General features: G+C 66.7%; 20 protein-coding genes. 3 read left to right on the top strand and 17 right to left on the bottom strand.

The features are described from left to right. Nucleotides 1-30: 30 nt before the first annotated feature. The 12 genes from FHU31_RS18705 to FHU31_RS18650 all read right to left on the bottom strand — a co-directional run bounded on the left by FHU31_RS18705 (nucleotide 31) and on the right by FHU31_RS18650 (nucleotide 12213). Nucleotides 31-1248: a cytochrome P450 gene (locus tag FHU31_RS18705; protein ID WP_167161372.1), complete on the bottom strand. Its 1218-nt coding sequence runs from the start codon at nucleotides 1246-1248 to the stop codon at nucleotides 31-33. A gap of 16 nt (nucleotides 1249-1264) precedes the next feature. Continuing rightward, complete coding sequence (locus tag FHU31_RS18700; RefSeq protein WP_167161370.1) at nucleotides 1265-1459, bottom strand: ferredoxin; 195 nt, start codon at nucleotides 1457-1459, stop codon at nucleotides 1265-1267. Further along, nucleotides 1456-2121, bottom strand: coding sequence for a TetR/AcrR family transcriptional regulator (locus tag FHU31_RS18695; protein ID WP_263988214.1), 666 nt, complete (start codon nucleotides 2119-2121; stop codon nucleotides 1456-1458). The genes FHU31_RS18700 and FHU31_RS18695 overlap by 4 nt, the downstream gene beginning before the upstream one ends. 125 nt (nucleotides 2122-2246) lie before the next feature. Next, a complete protein-coding gene (locus tag FHU31_RS18690; protein ID WP_167161366.1) occupies nucleotides 2247-3056 on the bottom strand; it encodes an SDR family NAD(P)-dependent oxidoreductase in 810 nt (269 codons plus the stop codon). After that, complete coding sequence (locus FHU31_RS18685; protein WP_167161364.1) at nucleotides 3053-3877, bottom strand: alpha/beta fold hydrolase; 825 nt, start codon at nucleotides 3875-3877, stop codon at nucleotides 3053-3055. The genes FHU31_RS18690 and FHU31_RS18685 overlap by 4 nt, the downstream gene beginning before the upstream one ends. After that, nucleotides 3874-4869: a cyclase family protein gene (locus tag FHU31_RS18680; protein ID WP_167161362.1), complete on the bottom strand. Its 996-nt coding sequence runs from the start codon at nucleotides 4867-4869 to the stop codon at nucleotides 3874-3876. The genes FHU31_RS18685 and FHU31_RS18680 overlap by 4 nt, the downstream gene beginning before the upstream one ends. Further along, on the bottom strand, nucleotides 4870-5706 hold the full coding sequence (locus FHU31_RS18675; protein WP_167161360.1) for a coniferyl-alcohol dehydrogenase: 837 nt from the start codon (nucleotides 5704-5706) through the stop codon (nucleotides 4870-4872). It lies immediately after the preceding gene. Beyond that, entirely contained in the window at nucleotides 5703-7019 is a 1317-nt protein-coding gene (locus tag FHU31_RS18670; RefSeq protein ID WP_167161357.1) for an LLM class flavin-dependent oxidoreductase, read from the bottom strand. Before FHU31_RS18670 ends, FHU31_RS18675 begins: the two co-directional genes overlap by 4 nt. Next, nucleotides 7016-8773 (bottom strand): FAD-binding protein, encoded by a 1758-nt coding sequence (locus FHU31_RS18665; protein WP_167161355.1) that lies wholly within the window; start codon nucleotides 8771-8773, stop codon nucleotides 7016-7018. The genes FHU31_RS18670 and FHU31_RS18665 overlap by 4 nt, the downstream gene beginning before the upstream one ends. Then, nucleotides 8770-9726, bottom strand: a complete 957-nt coding sequence (locus FHU31_RS18660; protein WP_167161353.1) for a 3-carboxyethylcatechol 2,3-dioxygenase — start codon at nucleotides 9724-9726, stop codon at nucleotides 8770-8772. The genes FHU31_RS18665 and FHU31_RS18660 overlap by 4 nt, the downstream gene beginning before the upstream one ends. Continuing rightward, complete coding sequence (locus FHU31_RS18655; RefSeq protein ID WP_167161352.1) at nucleotides 9650-11332, bottom strand: bifunctional 3-(3-hydroxy-phenyl)propionate/3-hydroxycinnamic acid hydroxylase; 1683 nt, start codon at nucleotides 11330-11332, stop codon at nucleotides 9650-9652. The genes FHU31_RS18660 and FHU31_RS18655 overlap by 77 nt, the downstream gene beginning before the upstream one ends. Further along, nucleotides 11329-12213: an alpha/beta fold hydrolase gene (locus FHU31_RS18650; RefSeq protein ID WP_167161350.1), complete on the bottom strand. Its 885-nt coding sequence runs from the start codon at nucleotides 12211-12213 to the stop codon at nucleotides 11329-11331. The genes FHU31_RS18655 and FHU31_RS18650 overlap by 4 nt, the downstream gene beginning before the upstream one ends. Nucleotides 12214-12312: 99 nt before the next feature. Here FHU31_RS18650 and FHU31_RS18645 point away from each other — a divergent pair, with 99 nt between their 5' ends. Together FHU31_RS18645 and FHU31_RS18640 are read left to right on the top strand one after the other, a co-directional pair. After that, on the top strand, nucleotides 12313-13035 hold the full coding sequence (locus FHU31_RS18645) for an IclR family transcriptional regulator (protein WP_167161348.1): 723 nt from the start codon (nucleotides 12313-12315) through the stop codon (nucleotides 13033-13035). A gap of 14 nt (nucleotides 13036-13049) precedes the next feature. Further along, a complete protein-coding gene (locus FHU31_RS18640; RefSeq protein WP_167161346.1) occupies nucleotides 13050-14684 on the top strand; it encodes an FAD-dependent oxidoreductase in 1635 nt (544 codons plus the stop codon). Between the two features lie 62 nt (nucleotides 14685-14746). Here FHU31_RS18640 and FHU31_RS18635 read toward each other — a convergent pair whose 3' ends face one another. The 5 genes from FHU31_RS18635 to FHU31_RS31880 all read right to left on the bottom strand — a co-directional run bounded on the left by FHU31_RS18635 (nucleotide 14747) and on the right by FHU31_RS31880 (nucleotide 18375). Continuing rightward, nucleotides 14747-15664 carry an enoyl-CoA hydratase gene (locus FHU31_RS18635; protein ID WP_167161344.1) on the bottom strand — a complete coding sequence of 306 codons (918 nt, stop codon included), beginning with the start codon at nucleotides 15662-15664 and terminating at the stop codon, nucleotides 14747-14749. 47 nt (nucleotides 15665-15711) lie between these two features. Beyond that, the gene (locus FHU31_RS18630; protein ID WP_167161342.1) at nucleotides 15712-16857 is read right to left on the bottom strand and encodes a thiolase family protein; all 1146 of its coding nucleotides are present in this window, start codon (nucleotides 16855-16857) and stop codon (nucleotides 15712-15714) included. Next, complete coding sequence (locus tag FHU31_RS18625; RefSeq protein ID WP_167161340.1) at nucleotides 16854-17285, bottom strand: Zn-ribbon domain-containing OB-fold protein; 432 nt, start codon at nucleotides 17283-17285, stop codon at nucleotides 16854-16856. The genes FHU31_RS18630 and FHU31_RS18625 overlap by 4 nt, the downstream gene beginning before the upstream one ends. 73 nt (nucleotides 17286-17358) lie before the next feature. Beyond that, on the bottom strand, nucleotides 17359-18237 hold the full coding sequence (locus FHU31_RS18620) for an ArgK/MeaB family GTPase (protein ID WP_167161338.1): 879 nt from the start codon (nucleotides 18235-18237) through the stop codon (nucleotides 17359-17361). Between the two features lie 12 nt (nucleotides 18238-18249). After that, nucleotides 18250-18375, bottom strand: coding sequence for a hypothetical protein (locus FHU31_RS31880; protein WP_263988215.1), 126 nt, complete (start codon nucleotides 18373-18375; stop codon nucleotides 18250-18252). A gap of 75 nt (nucleotides 18376-18450) precedes the next feature. Here FHU31_RS31880 and FHU31_RS18615 point away from each other — a divergent pair, with 75 nt between their 5' ends. Next, complete coding sequence (locus tag FHU31_RS18615; RefSeq protein ID WP_167161337.1) at nucleotides 18451-19215, top strand: SDR family NAD(P)-dependent oxidoreductase; 765 nt, start codon at nucleotides 18451-18453, stop codon at nucleotides 19213-19215.

Here is a 19215-nt window from a genome sequence, read left to right as displayed (position 1 = left end):
GTGACTCCAATCGGGACTGTAGAGCAGATGTCACCAGGTGACGGGAAGTTCGTAGACGCCGTAGGCGAGTCGATCGTGTTTGAAGGGCACCTCGTCGAACGGGATGGCCAGACGCAGGGTGGGAATCCTGCGCAGCAGGGTGTGGAAGACGATCTGCAGTTCGGCGCGTGCCAGTTGCTGGCCGACGCACTGGTGCCGCCCGTACCCGAAGCCGAGTTGCTGCCCGGCGTCGCGGCTCAAGTCCAGCTTGTCGGGTTCGGGGTAGGCCTTGGCGTCCCAGTTGGCCGGCGCCAGGTCGATGATGATGCCCTCGCCGGCCCGGATGGTTTCACCGCCGATCTCGATATCCTCGATGGCGATGCGGCGCTGTCCGTTCTGGATGATCGACAGGTAGCGCATCAGCTCCTCGCACGCGTTGGCGATGACCTTGGGATCCTCGGCATTGCGCAGGAAGTCGGCCTGCTCCGGATTCTCCAGCAGCGCGAGGATGCCGATGCCGATCACATTGGCGGTGGTCTCGTGCCCGGCGATCAGCAGACCGGTACCCAGCTGGGCGGCCTCCTTCACGCTGATCTCGCCGGCGGTCACCCGTTCGGCCAGATCCGACACCGCGTCCTCGGCGGGATCGGCCTGCTTCTTCTCGATCAAGTTGATCAGGTACTGGTGCAGGCTCATCGCGCCCTTCTGCATGGCGTCCGCCGCGGCGTACCGGGCCAGGCCGGCGTTGGCGTGCTCCTGGAAGAACTCGTGGTCCTCGTAGGGAACTCCGAGCATCTCGCTGATCACGACCGTCGGTACCGGCAGCGCCAGTTTGTCGACGAGATCGGCGGGCTGCGGGCCGGCCAGGATCTCGTCGATGCACTCGTCGGTGATCTTCTGGATGATCGGCCGCAGGCCCTCGACGCGGCGGAACGTGAAGGGCTTGGAGAGCATCCTGCGGAACCGGGTGTGCTCCTCGGCATCGGCGGTGAACACCGAGCGCGGCCGCTTGTCGACGGTGGCGAGCATGTGCTCGTTCCAATGCGGAAAGCCCTCCCGCCGGTCGTCGACACTGACCCGGGCATCGGCGAACAAGGCGCGGGCCTCGTCGTGCCCGGTGATCAGCCAGGGCGTGGTGCCGTTCCAGATCTTCACCCGGGTGAGGCCCTTGGCATTGCCGAGCATCTGCGGCGGTGGCGCGAACGGGCACCGCAGGTCGCGCTCCATCGGGTAGTCCGGAATGTCGACTTCTGTCAGCGTCTCAGACATGTAGTGGTCTCGTTCCTCAGTCTTGAATAGCGATGGCCAGGGCTGGGCAGGCCGCTGCGGCGCGGCGGGCATTGTCGAACTGGTCTGGGCTCGGCTCGGGTTCGAGCAGTTCCACCACACCGTCTTCGTCGCGCTGGTCGAACAACTCCATCGCGTTGAGTACGCACTGCCCCGAGGACACGCACTTGTCTTGGTCGACAGCGATTTTCACGCCAGCCCCCCGATCTCGGTGACCGGCGCCCGCCACAGGCCCACGATCGCGTCGATCAGTCCGGCGCCGGCGGCACTCCAGGACCGTCCGCTCACCACCGCACCACCGGTGGCCAGCGCCCGCTCCCGGTCGGCACAGCTGTGCATCAACAGGTTGCGGGCCATGACGTTGCGTTCGAATCGCACCTCGGCGGGCAGCTCGGGCAGGCACTGGTTGATCCGGTCGATGACCTGCACCAGCGAGGAGGAGCTCAACGCGTCCTTGACCACGATGGTGTGGTACTCCGGGTCGGTCATGGCCTGGGCGGCGAACCGCGCATACCAGGTCGGGTTGCCGAGTTCGGCGAGATGATCGGTCAGCGGGCAGACCAGGCAGGCCACCCAGTCACGCAGATCGTCGGAGCCGGCCACCGCCTCGATCATCCGCTCCCGCAGCATCTCTATCGGCTGCCGGTGCTTCTGCTCGATGGCGCGCACCAGGTCCACTTTGGCGCCGAAGTGATATCCGACCGCGGCGTTATTACCTTGTCCCGCAGCCTCACTGACCTGCCGATTGGATACCGCGAACACACCGTGCTCGGCGTAGAGCCGTTCCGCGGCGACCAGGATCGCCTCCCGGGTGCCACTGGCACGCTCGGTGCGCAGTGATCTCGCTGCCGTCACCGTTACAGTCAACGCCTCTCCTGTAATTAAGTCAAGCGATTGATTTAAAGCCGCATCCCTCCCGCCCAAATGCACGTTTGGGCGGCGAAGTGCGAGAACATGCCGACCGAACGTCGATCTCGGCGTCAGGTCTTCTCCTTACGCACGATGACCTTGCCCGCGACCGTGCCGCCGTCGATCGGCAGTACCGTGCCGGTGACATAGCGCGACCTGTCGGTGGCGAAGTACAACGCGGCTTCGGCGACGTCGTCGACGGTGCCCTCGCGCTTGAGCGGCCGGTCCTGGCGCATCTGTTCACGGATCTTCTCCTCGAACTCCGCCACGCGCCCGCGATCCTCGGCCGAGGCCGATTTGGCCACAATGGCCGTCCGGATATTGCCCGGCGCGATCGCGTTCACCCGAATCTCGTAGTACGCCAACTCGATCGCGACCGATTTGGTGAACTGGATGACCGCGGCCTTGGAGGCCCGGTAGGTCTGCACTCCCCCGCCGGCCTGGATCCCGCCGATCGAGGTCAGGTTGATGATCGACCCACCACCGTGTTCGACCATATGGCGGGCGGCGTCGCGGGTACCGGCCATCACCGCCCGCAGGTTGATGCGCATCACGGTGTCGAAATCGGCGAGATCATCGTCGAGGAAGCGGCGGTGCATGGTGCCCGACACCCCGGCGTTGTTGACCATCACGTGAAGTCCGCCGAATCTCTGCACCGCGGTGTCCACCAGCGCGCCGATCTGCTCGATATCGGTGACGTCGGTGCGCAGGAATACCGCGTTCGGGCCGATCTCGGCCGCCAGCGCCGCACCGCCCCGTTCGTCGACATCGCCGAACACCACCTTGGCGCCTTCCGCGGCGAACCGCCGGACCAGACCCGCGCCGAGTCCACCCGCGCCACCGGTGATGACGGCGACCTTGCCGTCCAATTCGCTACTCATCCGACCTCTTTCAGGAAGTTCAGCACGACCCGGTTGAGCGCCTCGGGCTGCTCGATCTGCGGGCAGTGTCCGGCGCCGTCCACCACGGCCGAGCGGCCGTCGGGAATCTGGGCGGCGATCTCGGCGGCCCATCCGGGCCTCAGCAGCTTGTCGCGGGCGCCCTCGACCATCAACACGGGCACCGCGATGCGTGCGTAGGCACGCTGCGATGACGGTGTGGACGGCGCCTCCAGGCCCGGCCTGCGAAACCGGGCGGCCGCCAACGATTCCCACGCACCCGGGGCGATGCTGGATTCGTACCGCCGCCGCACGTACGCCTCGTCGGCGGGGTAGGACGGATCGAAGAACAACGCGGTCACGATGCGGCGCATCGCCTCCGGCGTCGCGTCATAGTCGTAGAGCGCGTCGGTGTGCGCGTTGCGCTGGATGTCACCGCCCCCGCAGATCGCCACCAGGCTGCGGACCGGGAGCACGGGATTCTCCGATGTGGTGTCCACGAGCAGGTTGATCGCACCCATCGAGTTCCCGACGAAGTGCGCCGAGCCGATCCCGAGCACCTCGCAGAACCGGGCGATGTGCCGGATCCGCAGGCCGCGGCCATCGGTGAAATCGATGACCTTGGCCGACTCGCCGAAGCCCAGCATGTCGGGCGCGAGCACCCGGTAATGCTCGGCCAGCGCGGCGATGTTCCGCTCCCAGCCGAGTTCGGCGCCGGCACCGAACTCACCGCCGTGCAGCAGCACGACAGGATCGCCGGACCCCGCTTCCAGGTAGCCGGTCGTCAGGCCGTCGACGGCAATGGTCTTGCGCACGACGTTCATTTGATCGCTATCGGGCTGACGGGCGCACCGACCGCGCCGACCACCTTCAGCGGGGGTGCGATCAGCTGGAATTCGTACACCCCGTCGGCGCGGCAATCGGCGGCCAGCCCGGTCAGATCCCAGTACTCGCCGAGCATCAAACCCATATCGCGCAGGCACAGCATGTGCATCGGCAGGAAGGTGCCCTCCACACCATTGGCCGGGTCCGGATCCTCGACCATCAGGTTGTCGGAGGCGACGGCCGCGACCTCGCGATCGTGCAGCCATGAGGCGCACGTCCAGTGCAGGCCGGCGCCGGCCTCGTGCCCGTCGCCGGCGGACAGGAATCGCGTCCACCATCCGGTGTGCACCACCACGATGTCGCCGCGTCCGATCTGCACACCCTGTTCGGCCGCGATATCGTCGAGTTCGGCCGGTGTGATCGGCCTGCCGGGTTCGCAGAACACCTCTTCACCGCGGTGGGCGACCACGTCGAGCAGCACACCGCGCGACACGATGCCCTTGCCGTCCACCTTCTCGATACCGCAGCGGTAGGCCCCGAAACTGGTCACCGAGTCCGCCGGGAAGCCGTTGTAGAGCTTGTCCTCGTAGTACACGTGCGATAGCGCGTCCCACTGGGTGGCGGCCTGCAGCGACATGGTGATCATATCGTCGTTGAAGCGGAAGATATTGTCGACGAAGAACGAACTGAGCTCCTGGGCAACGGATTTGCGTGCCCATTCCGGTGCGTATTTGACCAGCGTCTCGGCGTCACCACCGTCGACGGTCATGACGTGGATCGGGTTGAAGCGGAACTTGAAGGCCCCCTGCGGGCCGTTCGACCCGAAATCTCCGCCGAGGGAGATCACCTTGCCCTGCCTCACCAGCGACGCCGCCTCGGCAACCTTGTCGGCGGTGATCAGATTCAGCGTGCCGAGTTCGTCATCGTCCCCCCAGCGGCCCCAGTTGCGCACCTCATCGGCGACCCGGCGGAAATCCTTCATGGTGGACATTCAGAGGGTTCCTTCCCGGGCCTCATATGCCGTCTCCGACGGCAGGGTCGCTGCGATCCGGCCTGCGACGGTGCCGCCGTCCACCCAGATCACCTGTCCCGAAATGTAGCTTGCCGCTGGGCTGTTGAGGAAGGCCAGCACCGACGCCTGCTCGTCCGGACCGCACACGTGGCCCAGCAGCGTGGGGAACGAATCCAGATAGTCCGGTCCGTAAGCACCGCGCAACTGGTCCAGAATCGGCGTCTCGGTCACGCCGGGTCCGGTGCAGTTGATCCGGATGCCCCTCTCCCCCAAGGCAAGTGCCCGACTCATGCCGTACAGGATGATCGCCTCCTTGGACAGCCGGTAGCCACCGTCGGCCAGCGCCTGCGGATTGCGGCGGCACCACTCGATGCCGTCGGCCATCGAGGTGGTCGCCAACAGGCCCGCCGTCACCGCGGTGTTGGCCAGGTAGTCGGCGGCGGCCAGCGACGAGACGTTGGCGATCGCCGCCCCCGCCGGCAGCTGCGGAATCAGCCCTTCAGTGAAATGGCGCATCCCGAGGAAGTTGATGGTGACGACCAGCAGCGGTTTGCCGATACCCGAGGACACCCCGGCGACATTGAACAACGCGTCGACGGGACCGTCGATCGCCGCGACCGCGGCATCGATGGACGCGGCGTCGGCGAAGTCCACCTTGATGAACTGCGCCGGCTCGGTCTGCGGTGGGCGTAGATCGAGCCCGGTGACACGTGCGCCGAGATCGGCCAGTTGTGCGGCGAGATGCGCGCCGATACCCGATGCGCATCCCGTCACCACCACCCGGCGACCGTCATAACGCCAGCGTTCGTCGGTCATCTCTCCTTGCTTGCCTCGCGCTGTTCCTTCTCCAGCTGAGCGGCCTTCACGCGGCCCTCGTTGATCTCGGCCATGGCCTCGGGAATCTCACCGGCGGTGAACTTTCCACCGCGGCCGGTGGGCAGACCGCCGAAGGAGTAGGTCTCGTCGAACAGCGGAGCATCGGAGGGCTGCCGGCGCGCCTCGACCTTCTCGATGACCGGCGCCAGCCGCTTGGCCTTGGCGGCCACCGCCGACTGGTCACGCTCGATGAACTCGGGCAGGATCTCCTTGCCCATGATCTCGATGGATTCCATGGTGCCCTCGTGGCTGCGCGGGTTCATCAGCAGGATGATCTCGTCGACGCCGCTGGCCTCGTAGCCGCGCAGGAACTCCCGCACCGTGTCCGGCGAACCGATGGCGCCGCGGCCCGGACCGTAGGCCAGCGTCGGGTCTTCCTTGACCGCCTCCTGGTAGAGGTCCCACACACCGGTCCGTCCCGGGGTGTGCATACCGGTCAGGTAGTAGTGCATGATGCCGAAGGAGAAGAACCCGCCGCCGGTACCGAGTCGCTGGAGCGCCTCTTCATCGGTTCGGGCCACCATCATCGAGAGGTCACCGCCGATGGCCAGGATATTGGGATTGATGGCCGGGGTGACCGGCGCGCCCTGCTCTTCGAATTCCTGGTAGTAGCCGTCCACCCGGTCCTTGAGCGCTTCGGGCCCGGTATAGGCGAAACTCAGTGCGCCGATGGCCTTCTGGGCGGCCATCTGCACCGACGACGGGCGCGTGCACGCCACCCACACCGGTGGGTGCGGGCTCTGCAGCGGCTTCGGGATGACATTGCGGGCCGGCATCTCGACGTGCTCGCCCTTGAATCCGGTGAACGGCGCCTCGGTCATACAGCGGATGGACACCTCCAGCGCTTCTTCCCACATGGTGCGCTTGTCGGCCGGGTCGATGTCGAATCCGCCCAGTTCGGCGACCGAGGAGCCCTCACCGGTGCCGAATTCCACCCGACCGTTGGACAGATGGTCCAAGGTGGCGACCCGCTCGGCGATACGGGCCGGGTGGTTGATGGGCGGGGGCAGGTGCATCACACCGAAGCCGAGTCGAATGTCCTTGGTGCGTTGGCTTGCTGCGGCCAGGAACATCTCGGGCGCGGTGGAGTGGCAGTACTCCTCCAGGAAGTGGTGCTCGGTGAGCCAGACGGTGGAGAAGCCGGCCTTGTCCGCGGCCTCCACCTCATCCAGGCCATGCTGGAACAGCTGGTGCTCGTCGTCCTCCGACCACGGCCGTGGCAGCGGGAATTCGTAGAACAGCGAGATTTTCATGCGGTTACCTCTCGATCGGAATTGTGGGAGATGTGTTCTGCTGCGACGTATCCGAACGTCATGGCCGGTCCGATGGTGGCGCCCGCACCGGCATAGCTGCGGCCCATCACCGCGGCCGACGCGTTGCCGGTGGCGTAGAGCCCGCCGATGACGGTCCCGTCCTCGCGCAGCACCCTGGCGTGCTCGTCGGTGAGCAATCCACCCGAGGTGCCCAGGTCACCGAGGATGATCTGAAACGCCAGATAAGGTGCCTTGCCCAGCGGGGCCAGGTTGGGGTTGGGCAGGGTCGGGTCGCCGTAGTAGTTGTCGTAGGCGCTGTCGCCGCGGTTGAAGTCGTCGTCGTGTCCCCTGAACGCGAGTTCGTTGAACCGGGTTGCGGTGCGCTGCAACTCCTCTGCCGGCACCCCGATCTTGGTCGCCAGCTCACCCATGGTGTCGGCGGCGACCACGATGCCGGAGTCCAGCCACGCCTGCGGGATCTTGCGGCCGGTCGGCACCGGAGCGAACGGGATCTTCGGGATAGGCAGGTGCCCGCCGACCACGTACCGGTGGAACGACGTGATATCGGTGATCAGCCAGCACGGGATGTGCGGCGCCGCCTTTCCCTCGTCGCCCTCGTCGCTTCGCTCGCCCAGCCACGCCCGCTGGCCCTCGATCATGGCGTGCGCGAAATCCATATACGGCGCGGCCTCGTTGATGAACCGCTTACCGGCCCCGTTGACCACGAACTGCGCCGGCATCATCCGCTCGTTGAGCATGAACTGCAGCCGCCCGTCGGGCCAGCACATGGCCGGGAACCACCACGCCTCGTCCAGCAGGTCGGTGGCCGCGCCGACCTTCTCGCCCGCACGGATCCCGTCGCCGGTGGCCGCGGGATTACCGAAACTCCAGTCCTCCTCCAACAACGGCAGATGCTGCCGGCGCCAGGCCATGTCGTGGTCGAACCCGCCGGAGGCGACCACCACACCGCGCCGGGCGGCGACACGCAACGACGTGCCGTCACGTTCCACCACCGCACCCACGACGTTCCCGTCCACGTCGGCGATGAGCTCGGTCATCGGCGCGGACAGCCACAGCGGGATGTTCTTCTCCTTGAGCGCCAGCCGCATCCGGGCCATCAGCGACTGCCCGATGGCGGCCATCCGGTCTCCGAACACCCGGGCCCGGAACATCCGCCAGATCAGCTTGAGCAGCACCGCCTTACCGCGCCAGTTCTGCCGGACCTGATAGAAGAGCCGAAGGTCCTTGGGGGCGAACCAGATCCCCTTGGGAGCAAGCGCCAGCGGAGCGAGCAGGTTCTGCTCCTCGTCGCCGAGTTTGCGCAGATCGATCTCCGGCACGTTGATGGTGCTGCCGAGCGCGGAACCACCGGGCAGTTCCGGGTAGTAATCCGCGTAACCCGGCTTCCACACGAACTCGAACCAGTCGCTGGACTTCTCCAGAAACTCCATCATCTCCGGGCCGGTGTCGACGTAGGTGCGCAACCGGTCGTCACTGACCAGCCCTCCGGTGATGGTCTTGAGATACTCGAACACCCCGTCGGGGTCCGGCGAATAGCCGGCCTTGCGTTGGGATGGGGCACCCGGCACCCAGATACCGCCGCCGGAAAGGGCCGACGAGCCACCGAATCTCGGCGACTTCTCCACGAGGAGGGTGTCCAGCCCGGACGCGTCGGCGCGCAGGGCCGCGGTCATGCCGCCGGCACCGGAACCGATGACGAGGACATCGACGGTGTGATCAAAGGGTTCTGTCATCCTGCACGAACCGCCGTCCGGATCGCGAAGCCCGCGATCAACTCGGGAGCAGCACGGTAATAGCGCTGCTGCGTGTGGTAGTCACCTTGACTGGCCAGGGCGGCGAAAGCCGCCACCCAGGTGCGGATCTCATGTGCCGAATTGCCGGCCTCGCGCGCAATCCAGTCGTTGCTCCAGCCGTCCACCTCGGCCAGCCGGTTGGTGTCGATCAGATCGAGCAGTGCGTGATCCCAGTCCGGGTTCAGCGGCTGCAACGGACTCTCCCCGTGCGCGAAGTCGTGTGCGGCCGCGATCACCGCCTGCTGCCGCGCTGCCCGTCCTTCCGGGGACATCGGCGCCCCGCCCACGATGCGCGCCAGCGCTGCCGGCGGAGCCGTGGCCAGCGTGGGCACCGGCGGATCGTGGGACAGCCCACCGGAACCGACCACCAGCACGCGCGTGCCCAGCGATCCCAGGTACTCACCGATCGCCGACCCGAGAGCGCGGGTGCGCTTCAGCGGACCCAACGGGGTGGCCACCGAGTTGATGAACACGGGGATGACGGGAGGCGACGCCGCGCCCAGATTATCCGAGCCGAACAGGACTTCCAGCGGCTGCGTCGTCCCGTGATCCACGTCCATGGCCGCCGACAGCGACACGTCGACACCGGCGTCCCACACCGCGGTGGCCATCTCGTTGGCCAGCTCGGCGGGTACGTCGAGCGGCCCGGCGTAGGTGCCGTAATCGCCGACTCCGGTGGCGGCACTGCCGATGCAGAACGGCGGCATCAACCGATAGAAGAACCCGTTGTAGTGGTCCGGGGAGAAGATCACGACGAGCTCGGGATCGAAGTCCGCGACGAAGGCACGCGTCCGCGCGAGCTGGGCGTCGATGTCCTCAAGCAGTTCCGCCGACGGTCCCGGCAGATTCAGCAGCGGGCTGTGCGACATACAGCACAGGGCGACTTGCGACATGGGATTCACCTCCCTCGGTCAGGTGCAGGACGTCGAACAACTTGACGCTCAGCTCGTTTGACAATTGGGCGATACCTGCGGCGGCGATGCACCGGTCCGGGCGCAGGAAGAGCACCGATGCGGTGTGGGCATCGAAGAACTTCTTCAACGCGCCCGTGCGGTCCCCGACGATGGTGATATCGGGGTCGTCGTGACCTGCCCACTGCAGCTGGGTGCCGGGCCGGGCTTCGACGAACGTCGCGCCCAGTGCTTTCCACCGTGCGAATATCTCGTCGTCCAGCAGCTCGCGGAGATTGTTGTTCCACGCCAGGACCGCGAATCCGTTTCCCAACACCTCATCGAGGAGCAGGTGCTGAGCAGTGCGCGTGTCCACGTGCGGCTGGATGAACAGGGTGCCCACCGGAGAGGTCGAAGTGGCGGGGCTGTCATGTACCACCGCACCCGTGTCGTACCTCGGCATCGGCTTGAACCGCATCTCCAGCACGTAACGCTTCAGCGTCGGCACCACCGATGCCGCGCGGATGAGCTTGTCCCGCAGCATCGCCACGTGCCGGTTCGTCGGCGAGATGACTCTGCCGACCAGAGTGGAGAGGTCGATCATCGCGCGGGCATGCTTGCGCCGTTCGGTGTCATAGCTTTCCAGCAGGGCGTCCCCGGCGTGTCCGTTGACGACGGCGGCCAGCTTCCAGCCCAGGTTGGCCGCGTCCCGGATACCGCTGTTGTATCCCTGCCCCTGCCACACCGGCATCAGGTGCGCGGCATCGCCGCCGAGCAGCATCCGGCCCTTGCGGAACGAACCCGCGATCCGGGAGTGATGGGTGTAGACGCGGTGCCGGATGATGTCGACCCGGTCGGGGTGCGGAACGAACGGTGCCAGCATCCGGGCGATGAATTCCGGCCGCTCCACCTGCTCGTCGGTCTCATCGGCGTGGATCATGAACTCGAAGCGCCGGATACCGTGCGCGATCGAGATGGAGGCGTACGGCCGGGCCGGATCGGCACCGACCTCGCTGTTGGGATGCCCGAGTGGGTCATTGGCCAGATCGACCACCAGCCAGCGGGTTTCGGAGGTGGTGCCGTCGAAGCTGACATCCATCATGCGCCGGGTGGCACTGCGTCCGCCGTCGCAGCCGACAAGATAGCGTGCCCGCACCGTCGACGGTGTGCCGTCGTGGAGCAACTCGACGCTCACCCCGTCGCCGTCCTGGGCGGCGCTCTCCATCTTGGTGCTCCACAAGACCCGGACGGTCTCGAACCGGGCCAGCCCCTTGAGCAGCTCCGCGTCGACGAGCGGCTGGACGAAACCGTTGCGCTTGGGCCAGCCGAACCGCGCGTCGGGCGGTGCCATCTCGGCCAGCAGGCCACGGTGGCCGTCGTAGAACCGCAGGATCTGGTTGGGCACGGTGTGCGGCAGGATCTGTTCGACCAGACCGATCGACTGGAACGTGCGCAGCGACTCGTCATCGAGCCCCACGCCACGCGGATAGTCGATGAGGGTGTCGCGGTCCTCCACCACCAGCGTTCGCACACCTTGCAGGCCAAGGATGTTCGCCAGCGTCAGGCCGACGGGGCCGGCTCCGACGATGAGGACGTCGACCTCCGTCATGCCCGCCCCAGTAAGAAGTCCAGGTGCAGGCGGTTGAACGTCTTGGGGTCCTCGTACTGCGGCCAGTGCCCACAACCGGACATCACCTCGAAGCGCGCACCCGGGATCATCTCCGAGATGCGTCTGCCCTCACTGACGTCGGCGGTCGGGTCATCGCTGGTCCACAACACCAACGTGGGCGCGGTGATGGCCCCGTACTCGGCCGGGCCGAGCAGGTTGCGGGCCCGGATCTGCGGATCCTGCAAGGCCATGATGTCGCTCATGGCGGCCACGAAACCTGCTTGCTGGTAGACCTTCTGGCGGCTGGCGACGATATCGTCATAGCCCTTGGACTTGTCGGCCATCAGCCATGTGATGCGCGCCTGCACGGTATCCCAGTCCGGGTTCTCGGCGGCGGCCATGGACAGCGTGATGATGCGCTTCATCACCTCGGGATCGGCCTGTGACCCGCCGGCGGTGTTGAGGACCAGTCGCTCGATCCGATCGGGGTGGTCGGACGCGGCGCGGGCGGCAACCCAGCCGCCGAGGGACTCACCGGACAGATACACCTTCTGTGCCCCGATCGCGTCGAAGACCGTGAGCAGATGATCGACATAGTGCGCGACCTCCAAAGGGTGCCCCGGCTTGTCGGTGTAGCCGTGACCGAGCATGTCGATGGACCAGGTGGAGAAGTGCTCGGCGTGCGCTTCGAGATTGCGTACATAGGCCTCGGCGTGACCGCCGGACCCGTGTAGGAAGACCAGGGCCGGCTTGGCCTCACCCCCCGCGTCCCCAGTGTGCAGGTACCGGGTGCGCACTCCGCCGGCGTCCAGATACCCCTGTGTGAAGGCCACGCCCTGTAGGTCGCTCCAGACGCTTTCGTGCACCGGAGTCACAGCCATGCCGCCCCTTCCTGCGGAAATATCATTCTCGTTTTACGTGAATCATCTGTGCTAATATCGGACATCAATGTGCACTATGTATAGAGCATCACTCTCACGATGACGTCTGTCAAGGGACGCGACGGCAGCCCCCGCGCGGACGGCAGCGCGTCGACCGCTGCCGGATCGCAGACTCTGGCCAGGGGCCTTTCCGCCTTACAGGCGGTGGCCAGCGCACCCTCGGGTGTCACCGCGGCCGAGGTCGCCGATTTCGTCGGCGTGCACCGCACCATCGCCTACCGACTGCTCAGCACGCTCGCGCAAGCGCGCTTCATCACCAAGGGCGAAGACGGTAAGTACCGGCCGGCCGCGACCCTGGCCGTGCTCGGCGCCGCCTTCGACAACAACGTGCGCCAACTCAGCGTGCCGACCCTGCGCCTGCTGGCCGACGACCTGGGCACCACCGTCTCGCTGCTGGTGGCCGAGGGCGATCAGCAGGTCGCCATCGCCGTGATCGTGCCGACACTGGTGTTCTACCAACTGTCCTTCCATGAGGGCAGCCGCTACCCACTCGACCGCGGCTCGGCCGGAATCGCCCTGCTGTCGAGCATGCCGCCGCGCCCCGGTGAGCGAGATCTGGTCAGCCAGGCCCGCGAACAGGGCTTCGTCATCACCCATGGTGAGATCGAGCCCGATACCTATGGTTTGGCGGTCCCGGTCCGACGGCGACCGCCCTCGCCTCCCGCCTGCATCAACCTCATCTCCCATCGGGAGGACGTGGTGCTGCGCGGCCGCGATGCCGTGATCCGTGCCGCCAGACAACTCTCCGAAATCCTCGGCTGAAAGGACAGGCAATCGTGTCGGATTGGGATCAGGAAGTCGACGTCGTCGTCCTGGGTACCGGTGGCGCCGGACTCTCGGCCGCGCTCACCGCCGCCGTGAACGGGGCGTCGGTGGCTGTGTACGAGAAGGCGCCGACGGTCGGCGGCACCACCGCGGTATCCGGCGGCATCGTCTGGATACCCGCACACGACCGACTGGCCGGCGCGGACCTCAACGTCGAGGATGCCCTCAAATACCTTGAGGCCCAGTCCCTGGGCCTGATGGATCGTTCGCTGGTCGAGACGTTCGTGCGCACCGGTCCGGTGATGCTGGACTTCCTTGAGGCACACAGCGAGTTACGGTTCGAAGTCGCCGAGGGCTTCCCCGACTACAAACCCGAGTTGCCCGGCGGACGGCCCGGCGGCGGACGGTCACTCAACGCCACACCGTTCGACCGGTCCCGGATCGGCGACTGGGGTGACCGCATCACGGCGTTCCCGGTGGACTTCAGCAATGTCGGGATCGATGCCGAGACCCGGGCACGCATCCATGCCGCCGCCGACGACCTGGACGGTGACTACTGCGTGGCCGGCTCCGCGCTGATCGCCGGCCTGCTCAAAGGGCTGTTGGACCGCGGCGTGACCCCGGTGACCGAGGCGCGGGCGGTGGAACTGATCGCCGACTCAGGTGACGGGGAGGAGAGCGGCCGCATCACCGGCGTGCGAATCACCTTCGACGGCACCGAGATCCGGGTCGGTGCCCGCCGCGGGGTCATCCTGGCCACCGGCGGGTTCGAATGGGATCCGCAACTGGTGGAGGCCTATCTGCGCGGGCCGATGCGCGGGGCGGTGTCCCCGCCGAACAACACCGGTGACGGGTTGCGGATGGCGATGGCCCGCGGCGCCGATCTGGCGAACATGGGTGAGGCCTGGTGGGTGCCGATCGTGCAGATCCCCGGTGACACCCTCGGCGGCAGGCCGCGCAGTCGCAGCGTCCGACTGGAACGCACCCGGCCGCGCAGCATCATCGTCAACCGCGCGGGCAAACGCTTCCTGAACGAGGCGGGCGAATACAACTCCATGGCCGGGCCCTTCCACCATCTGGACCCGCGCGCCGGCTACCTCAACGACCCGGCCTGGATCGTCTTCGACGACCAGCACCTCAAGCGCTACGGCTTCCTGGGCACCGAACCCGGCAGCGAGGCGCCCGACTGGTTCAACAAATCGGCCGGCCTGGAAGAACTCGCCGAGAAGACCGGGATCTGCGCTGACGGACTCGCCCACACCATCTCGGCGTGGAACGCGAGCGTCGAACACGAGCAGGATCCCGAATTCAACCGCGGCGCAAGCGCATACGACGGCTATTGGGGCGACAACTCCGCTCCGACACCGGCACTGCAGACGCTCGGACCGCTGGACACCGCGCCGTTCTACGCGGTCCCCGTGGCCGTCGGCGCGATGGGCACCAAGGGTGGACCACGCACCGACCGGGACGGCCGGGTACTCCACGTCAACGGCAGGGTGATCGAGGGCTTGTTCGCGGCGGGCAACGCGATGGCCGGGGTGACCGGTAAGGCCTACGGCGGCGCCGGTGGCACGCTGGGGCCGGCCATGGTGTTCGGCTACCGCAGCGGATACGCCGCCGCCACCGGCGAATCCGCCCCCACCTAGACGCGATTTGTGCACGTTTACCGGCGGCGACCGCCGGTAAACGTGCACAAGTCACGGAAAAACTAGGGCTGGTCTTTGACGGCGGCACTCGGCGGACCGGACGTGCGCCAGTCCTCCAGCCCGTCCTCGACCAGTCCGACCGGGAACTTGTTCTCGTGCACCTGGGCCCAGTGGCTGTGGTTCAGCTCGTGCAGGGTGAAACACGCGTTGAGCGAGTTATAGAAACCCTGGTTGTCCTGCGTCTGGTTGACCGACTCCTTGATCAGCAGCGCGGCCATGGTCGGCACCTTGGCGATCCGCCGAGCGAACTCCACCGTCTTGTCCGCGAGTTCCTCGGCGGGGAAGATCTTGGAGACCATGCCCAGCGCATGGGCCTCCTCGACCGAGAGCGTGTCGCCGGTGAGCATCAGCTCCTTGGTCTTGCGGGCACCGAATTCCCATGGGTGCGCGAAGTATTCGACGCCACACATGCCCAGTCGGGTGCCGACGACGTCGGTGAACCGGGTGTTGTCGGCGGCCACGATCAGATCGCAGGACCACATCAGCATCAGCGCCGCGGCGTAGACGTCACCGTGCACCGAGGCCACCGTGATCTTGCGCAGATTGCGCCAGCGCCGGGTGTTCTCGAAGTAGTGGTGCCACTCCTGCAGCATCAGGCTCTCGGCACCTTGACGGGTGCCGCCGTTCACCGTGAAGCTGGGATGCTGGTCCGGACCCGGGGTGTACTCGGCGCGCTGCACCTTCGACCCGACGTCATGGCCGGCGGAGAACATCGGGCCGTTGCCCCCGAGGATCACCACGCGCACGGTGTCATCGGCTTCGGCCCGCAGGAACGCCTCGTGCAACTCGACCAGCATGCCGCGGTTCTGCGCATTGCGCGCTTCGGGCCGGTTCAGCATGATCCGGGCGACGGTGCCCTCGTCGAGGGTTTCGTATGTCACGAAGCGATATTCGGGAGTTTCTGCGTCTTCCAAAGCCATGAATCGGACTCTATTCCTTCGAGAATGCCGTTACCACGGCGGGCACGCTAGAGCGAAAGGATGGTGGCCGACGCGGTGCCGGGCGCGCCGTACACCTGGGCCAGTCCGACGCGCGGGCTACCGGGAACCTGACGCTCCCCCGCCTCACCGCGCAACTGGCGCACCAACTCGTGCATCTGCCGCAGACCCGAGGCGCCGATGGGCTCGCCGTTGGCGATCAGGCCGCCGTCGGTGTTGACCGGAATGGATCCGCTGATCTCCGTGGCCCCTTCGAGCAGCAGCTTCTCCTGCTCACCGTCGGCACACAGACCCGTCTCGGCCATGTGGATGATCTCGGCCCCGGCATCGGTGTCCTGCAGCTGGGCGATGTCGACGTCCTCAGGACCGATTCCGGCCGCCTCGTAGGCGGCCTTGGCCGCGAACACCGTCGGCGACGGATCCTGCTCCAACGGAGCCGAGGTGCCGTGCACCTCGTAGGCGCCGTAGGTGCGGGTGCGGATCTCACTGGCCCGCACGTACACCGGCGTGTCGGTGTAGCGGTGCGCGATATCGGCACGGCACATGATGACCGCGGCGGCACCCTCATCCGGCGCGCAGAACATGTACTGGCGCAGCGGGTAATTGAGCACCGGCGAGGCCATGATCTCTTCCACCGAGATCTCCTTGCGCCGGAACGCATTCGGATTCAGCACACCGTTACGGAAGTTCTTGTTGGCCACCCGCGCCAGCGTCTCCTCGGAGATGCCGTGGGTGTGGATGTAGTGGTTGGCCTTGATGCCGAAGAACTTCGTGGTGACGAACTGACCGTTGTGGGCGTACCACTGCGGCAACGCGAGCTTGGCCGGGTCGTCGGTGAAGGCGCCGCGCGGATGCTTGTCCAGCCCGACGGCGATGCCGATGTCGTACTTGCCCAGCCGGATGGTGTCGGCGGTCTGCTGGATGGCGCTGGCCGAGGTGGCGCAGGCGTTGAACACGTTGGTGAACGTGATGCCGGTGAGCCCGACAAGACGGGTGACCGCGTCCGGATTGGACACCTCGTAGCTGCCGCCGAAACCGAACTGGATGTCCTTCCATTCCAACGTGGCGTCGGTCAGCGCGCCCTGGATCGCCTCGGCCCCCATCTCCATCGCGGTCTTGTCGAACCTGCCGAAGGGGTGGATACCGACACCGATGATGGCGACGTCATTGCTCATGCGGGGACCCCTGCCTGGACCGGCTTGAACCAGAAGGTGATGAGCTCGTCTCCCTCGGCGTCGGTGGCGAACGGCTGCATGGTCAGTTCGACCTCCATGCCGAATTTCAGCTTGGCAGGGTCGTTCTCGGTCAGTCTTCCCTCGACGCGGATGACATCACCGAGTTGCACCAGGCCGACCCCGAACGGGACGAAATCCTTGCCGGTCGGCCCCGCGTAGGGCGCGCCGGGCGGGAAACCCTGGGTGGTCCAGGCGACCACCGTGCCGCGACGCGGCAGCAGCACATCCGACATCTCGGCCTTACTGCACTTGGGGCAGCGCTGCTGGCGCGGGAAGGTCGTCGCCGCACAGGCGCCGCACCGACTACCGATCAGTTGTGGGTTCTCCTCCGGCCAGGTGGAGATCTCGGGGGCAAGCGCCTTCGGCATCGGACTCCTCGGGACGAAAGAATACGTTAGCGATTTAGTACAGTATCACTTCCGAAAGATGGAAACTATATTCTCATTCGGGCGTGACCTGGACACCGTCCAGCAGCCGGGCGGTCGCGGTGTAGACATCGAGGTCGCCACCGGCGACAGCGGCGGACAGCTCCGCCAGGCCCGGGTGGGTACGCAGCGCGCTCTGCGCGAGCGAGAGGATCTGCAGTCGGGCCCGCGCTGCCCGCCGCCGCGGATCGTCGGTCCGGTGGTGGGCATCGATCGCGCCGACCAGGTCGTCGATACCGGTGTTCTCCGCGGCGATGATCTTCAATACCGGCATCCCGGTTTCGATGTGCAGATCGCGCACGGTCTGGTCGGCACCCTCGCGGTCGGCCTTGTTGACCACGATGATGTCGGCGACTTCGAGCAGGCCGGCCTTGGCGGCCTGGACCGCGTCCCCCGCACCGGGATTCAGGATGGCCACGGTGGGGTCGGCGACCGCCGCGATCTCCACCTCGGATTGCCCGACGCCGACCGTCTCCAGCACGACGATGTCGTAGGACAGCGCGGCCAGCAACCGGATCGCTGCGGGCACCGCGGCCGACAGGCCGCCGAGATGCCCCCGGGTGGCGACCGACCGGATGAGCACACCCGGGTCGTTGATATGCGCGGCCATCCTGATCCGGTCACCCAACAGCGCTCCCCCGCTGTAGGGCGAGGACGGATCCACGGCCAGTACGGCGACCCGCAGGCCGCGGGCCCGATAGGCAGCCACCAGCACCGCGACGGTGGTCGACTTACCCGCGCCGGGCGGGCCGGTGATGCCAACGGTCCGAACCGGGCGCGACTGCAGCACCGCGAGCACGTCGTCTCGACGGTCGCTTTCCACCAGGCTCAGCAGCCGGCCGGTGGCGCGCTGCGATCCGGCCCGGGCCGCGGTCAGCAGCTCGTGAATATCCATCGAGACAGAACCTTAGGGCGCCACCTCGAGGGCCGGGGCCGAACCGATGCCACCGCCGGGGAGCAAAAAGGGTTCGCAGACAATCACTTCGGCGATCTGCCGCGCACGGATGACAGAGGCGATGACGGAGTCAAGCATGGGAATCTCGTTTCATTCCGGTATGAGAATGCTATTCTCTCAAGTCGAGAGTGACAGTTGCAAGAAGGAGGCCCCATGCAGATCGCCGGTAGCTCCGCGCTCGTCGTCGGCGGCGCGGGAGGCCTGGGCGAGGCGACCGTACGCCGCCTGCACGCCGCCGGCGCCAAGGTCGTCGTCGCCGACATGGCCGATGAAAAGGGCACCGCGCTGGAGAAGGAGCTCGGTGTCCGCTACATCCAGACCGACGCCACCTCCGAGGACTCCGTCAACGCCGCGATCGCCGAAGCCGAAGCGCTTGCCCCGCTGCGCATCTCGGTCGACACACACGGCGGTCCGGCCGCCGGTGGCCGGTTGATCGGCAAGGACGGCTCGCCGCTGAGCCTGGACGGCTTCGAGACGACGATCACGTTCTATCTGACCGCCGTGTTCAATGTGCTGCGCCTGACCGCCGCCGCCATCGCCCGGACCGAACCACTGGACGAGGGCGCGCGCGGTGTCATCGTCAACACCGCGTCGATCGCCGGGTACGAGGGTCAGATCGGCCAGCTGCCGTACGCGGCCGCCAAGGGCGGCGTGCTCGGCATGACGCTGGTGGCCGCCCGCGATCTGTCGCCACTGGGCATCCGCGTCGTCACCATCGCCCCCGGCACGATCAACACCCCGGCCTACGGCCAGAACGCCGACCAGCTGGAAAAGTACTGGGCCCCGCAGATTCCCTTCCCCAAACGGATGGGCCGCTCGACCGAGTACGCGCAGCTGGCGCAGAGCATCATCGAGAACGACTACCTCAACGGCGAGATCATTCGCCTCGACGGGGCACTGCGGTTCCCGCCCAGGTGA

The organism is Mycolicibacterium fluoranthenivorans (assembly GCF_011758805.1).
Lineage (GTDB): Bacteria > Actinomycetota > Actinomycetes > Mycobacteriales > Mycobacteriaceae > Mycobacterium > Mycobacterium fluoranthenivorans.
Note: the sequence above shows the minus strand (reverse complement) of the source record. Positions and strands in the feature narration are given on the sequence as shown.

Coding starts and splice junctions, on each gene's coding strand:
- FHU31_RS18705 (WP_167161372.1), bottom strand. CDS start 1,248: ATGTCTGAGACGCTGACAGAAGTCGACATTCCGGACTACCCGATGGAG.
- FHU31_RS18690 (WP_167161366.1), bottom strand. CDS start 3,056: ATGAGTAGCGAATTGGACGGCAAGGTCGCCGTCATCACCGGTGGCGCG.
- FHU31_RS18685 (WP_167161364.1), bottom strand. CDS start 3,877: ATGAACGTCGTGCGCAAGACCATTGCCGTCGACGGCCTGACGACCGGC.
- FHU31_RS18680 (WP_167161362.1), bottom strand. CDS start 4,869: ATGTCCACCATGAAGGATTTCCGCCGGGTCGCCGATGAGGTGCGCAAC.
- FHU31_RS18675 (WP_167161360.1), bottom strand. CDS start 5,706: ATGACCGACGAACGCTGGCGTTATGACGGTCGCCGGGTGGTGGTGACG.
- FHU31_RS18670 (WP_167161357.1), bottom strand. CDS start 7,019: ATGAAAATCTCGCTGTTCTACGAATTCCCGCTGCCACGGCCGTGGTCG.
- FHU31_RS18665 (WP_167161355.1), bottom strand. CDS start 8,773: ATGACAGAACCCTTTGATCACACCGTCGATGTCCTCGTCATCGGTTCC.
- FHU31_RS18660 (WP_167161353.1), bottom strand. CDS start 9,726: ATGTCGCAAGTCGCCCTGTGCTGTATGTCGCACAGCCCGCTGCTGAAT.
- FHU31_RS18655 (WP_167161352.1), bottom strand. CDS start 11,332: ATGACGGAGGTCGACGTCCTCATCGTCGGAGCCGGCCCCGTCGGCCTG.
- FHU31_RS18650 (WP_167161350.1), bottom strand. CDS start 12,213: ATGGCTGTGACTCCGGTGCACGAAAGCGTCTGGAGCGACCTACAGGGC.
- FHU31_RS18645 (WP_167161348.1), top strand. CDS start 12,313: ATGACGTCTGTCAAGGGACGCGACGGCAGCCCCCGCGCGGACGGCAGC.
- FHU31_RS18635 (WP_167161344.1), bottom strand. CDS start 15,664: ATGGCTTTGGAAGACGCAGAAACTCCCGAATATCGCTTCGTGACATAC.
- FHU31_RS18630 (WP_167161342.1), bottom strand. CDS start 16,857: ATGAGCAATGACGTCGCCATCATCGGTGTCGGTATCCACCCCTTCGGC.
- FHU31_RS18625 (WP_167161340.1), bottom strand. CDS start 17,285: ATGCCGAAGGCGCTTGCCCCCGAGATCTCCACCTGGCCGGAGGAGAAC.
- FHU31_RS18620 (WP_167161338.1), bottom strand. CDS start 18,237: ATGGATATTCACGAGCTGCTGACCGCGGCCCGGGCCGGATCGCAGCGC.
- FHU31_RS31880 (WP_263988215.1), bottom strand. CDS start 18,375: ATGCTTGACTCCGTCATCGCCTCTGTCATCCGTGCGCGGCAGATCGCC.
- FHU31_RS18615 (WP_167161337.1), top strand. CDS start 18,451: ATGCAGATCGCCGGTAGCTCCGCGCTCGTCGTCGGCGGCGCGGGAGGC.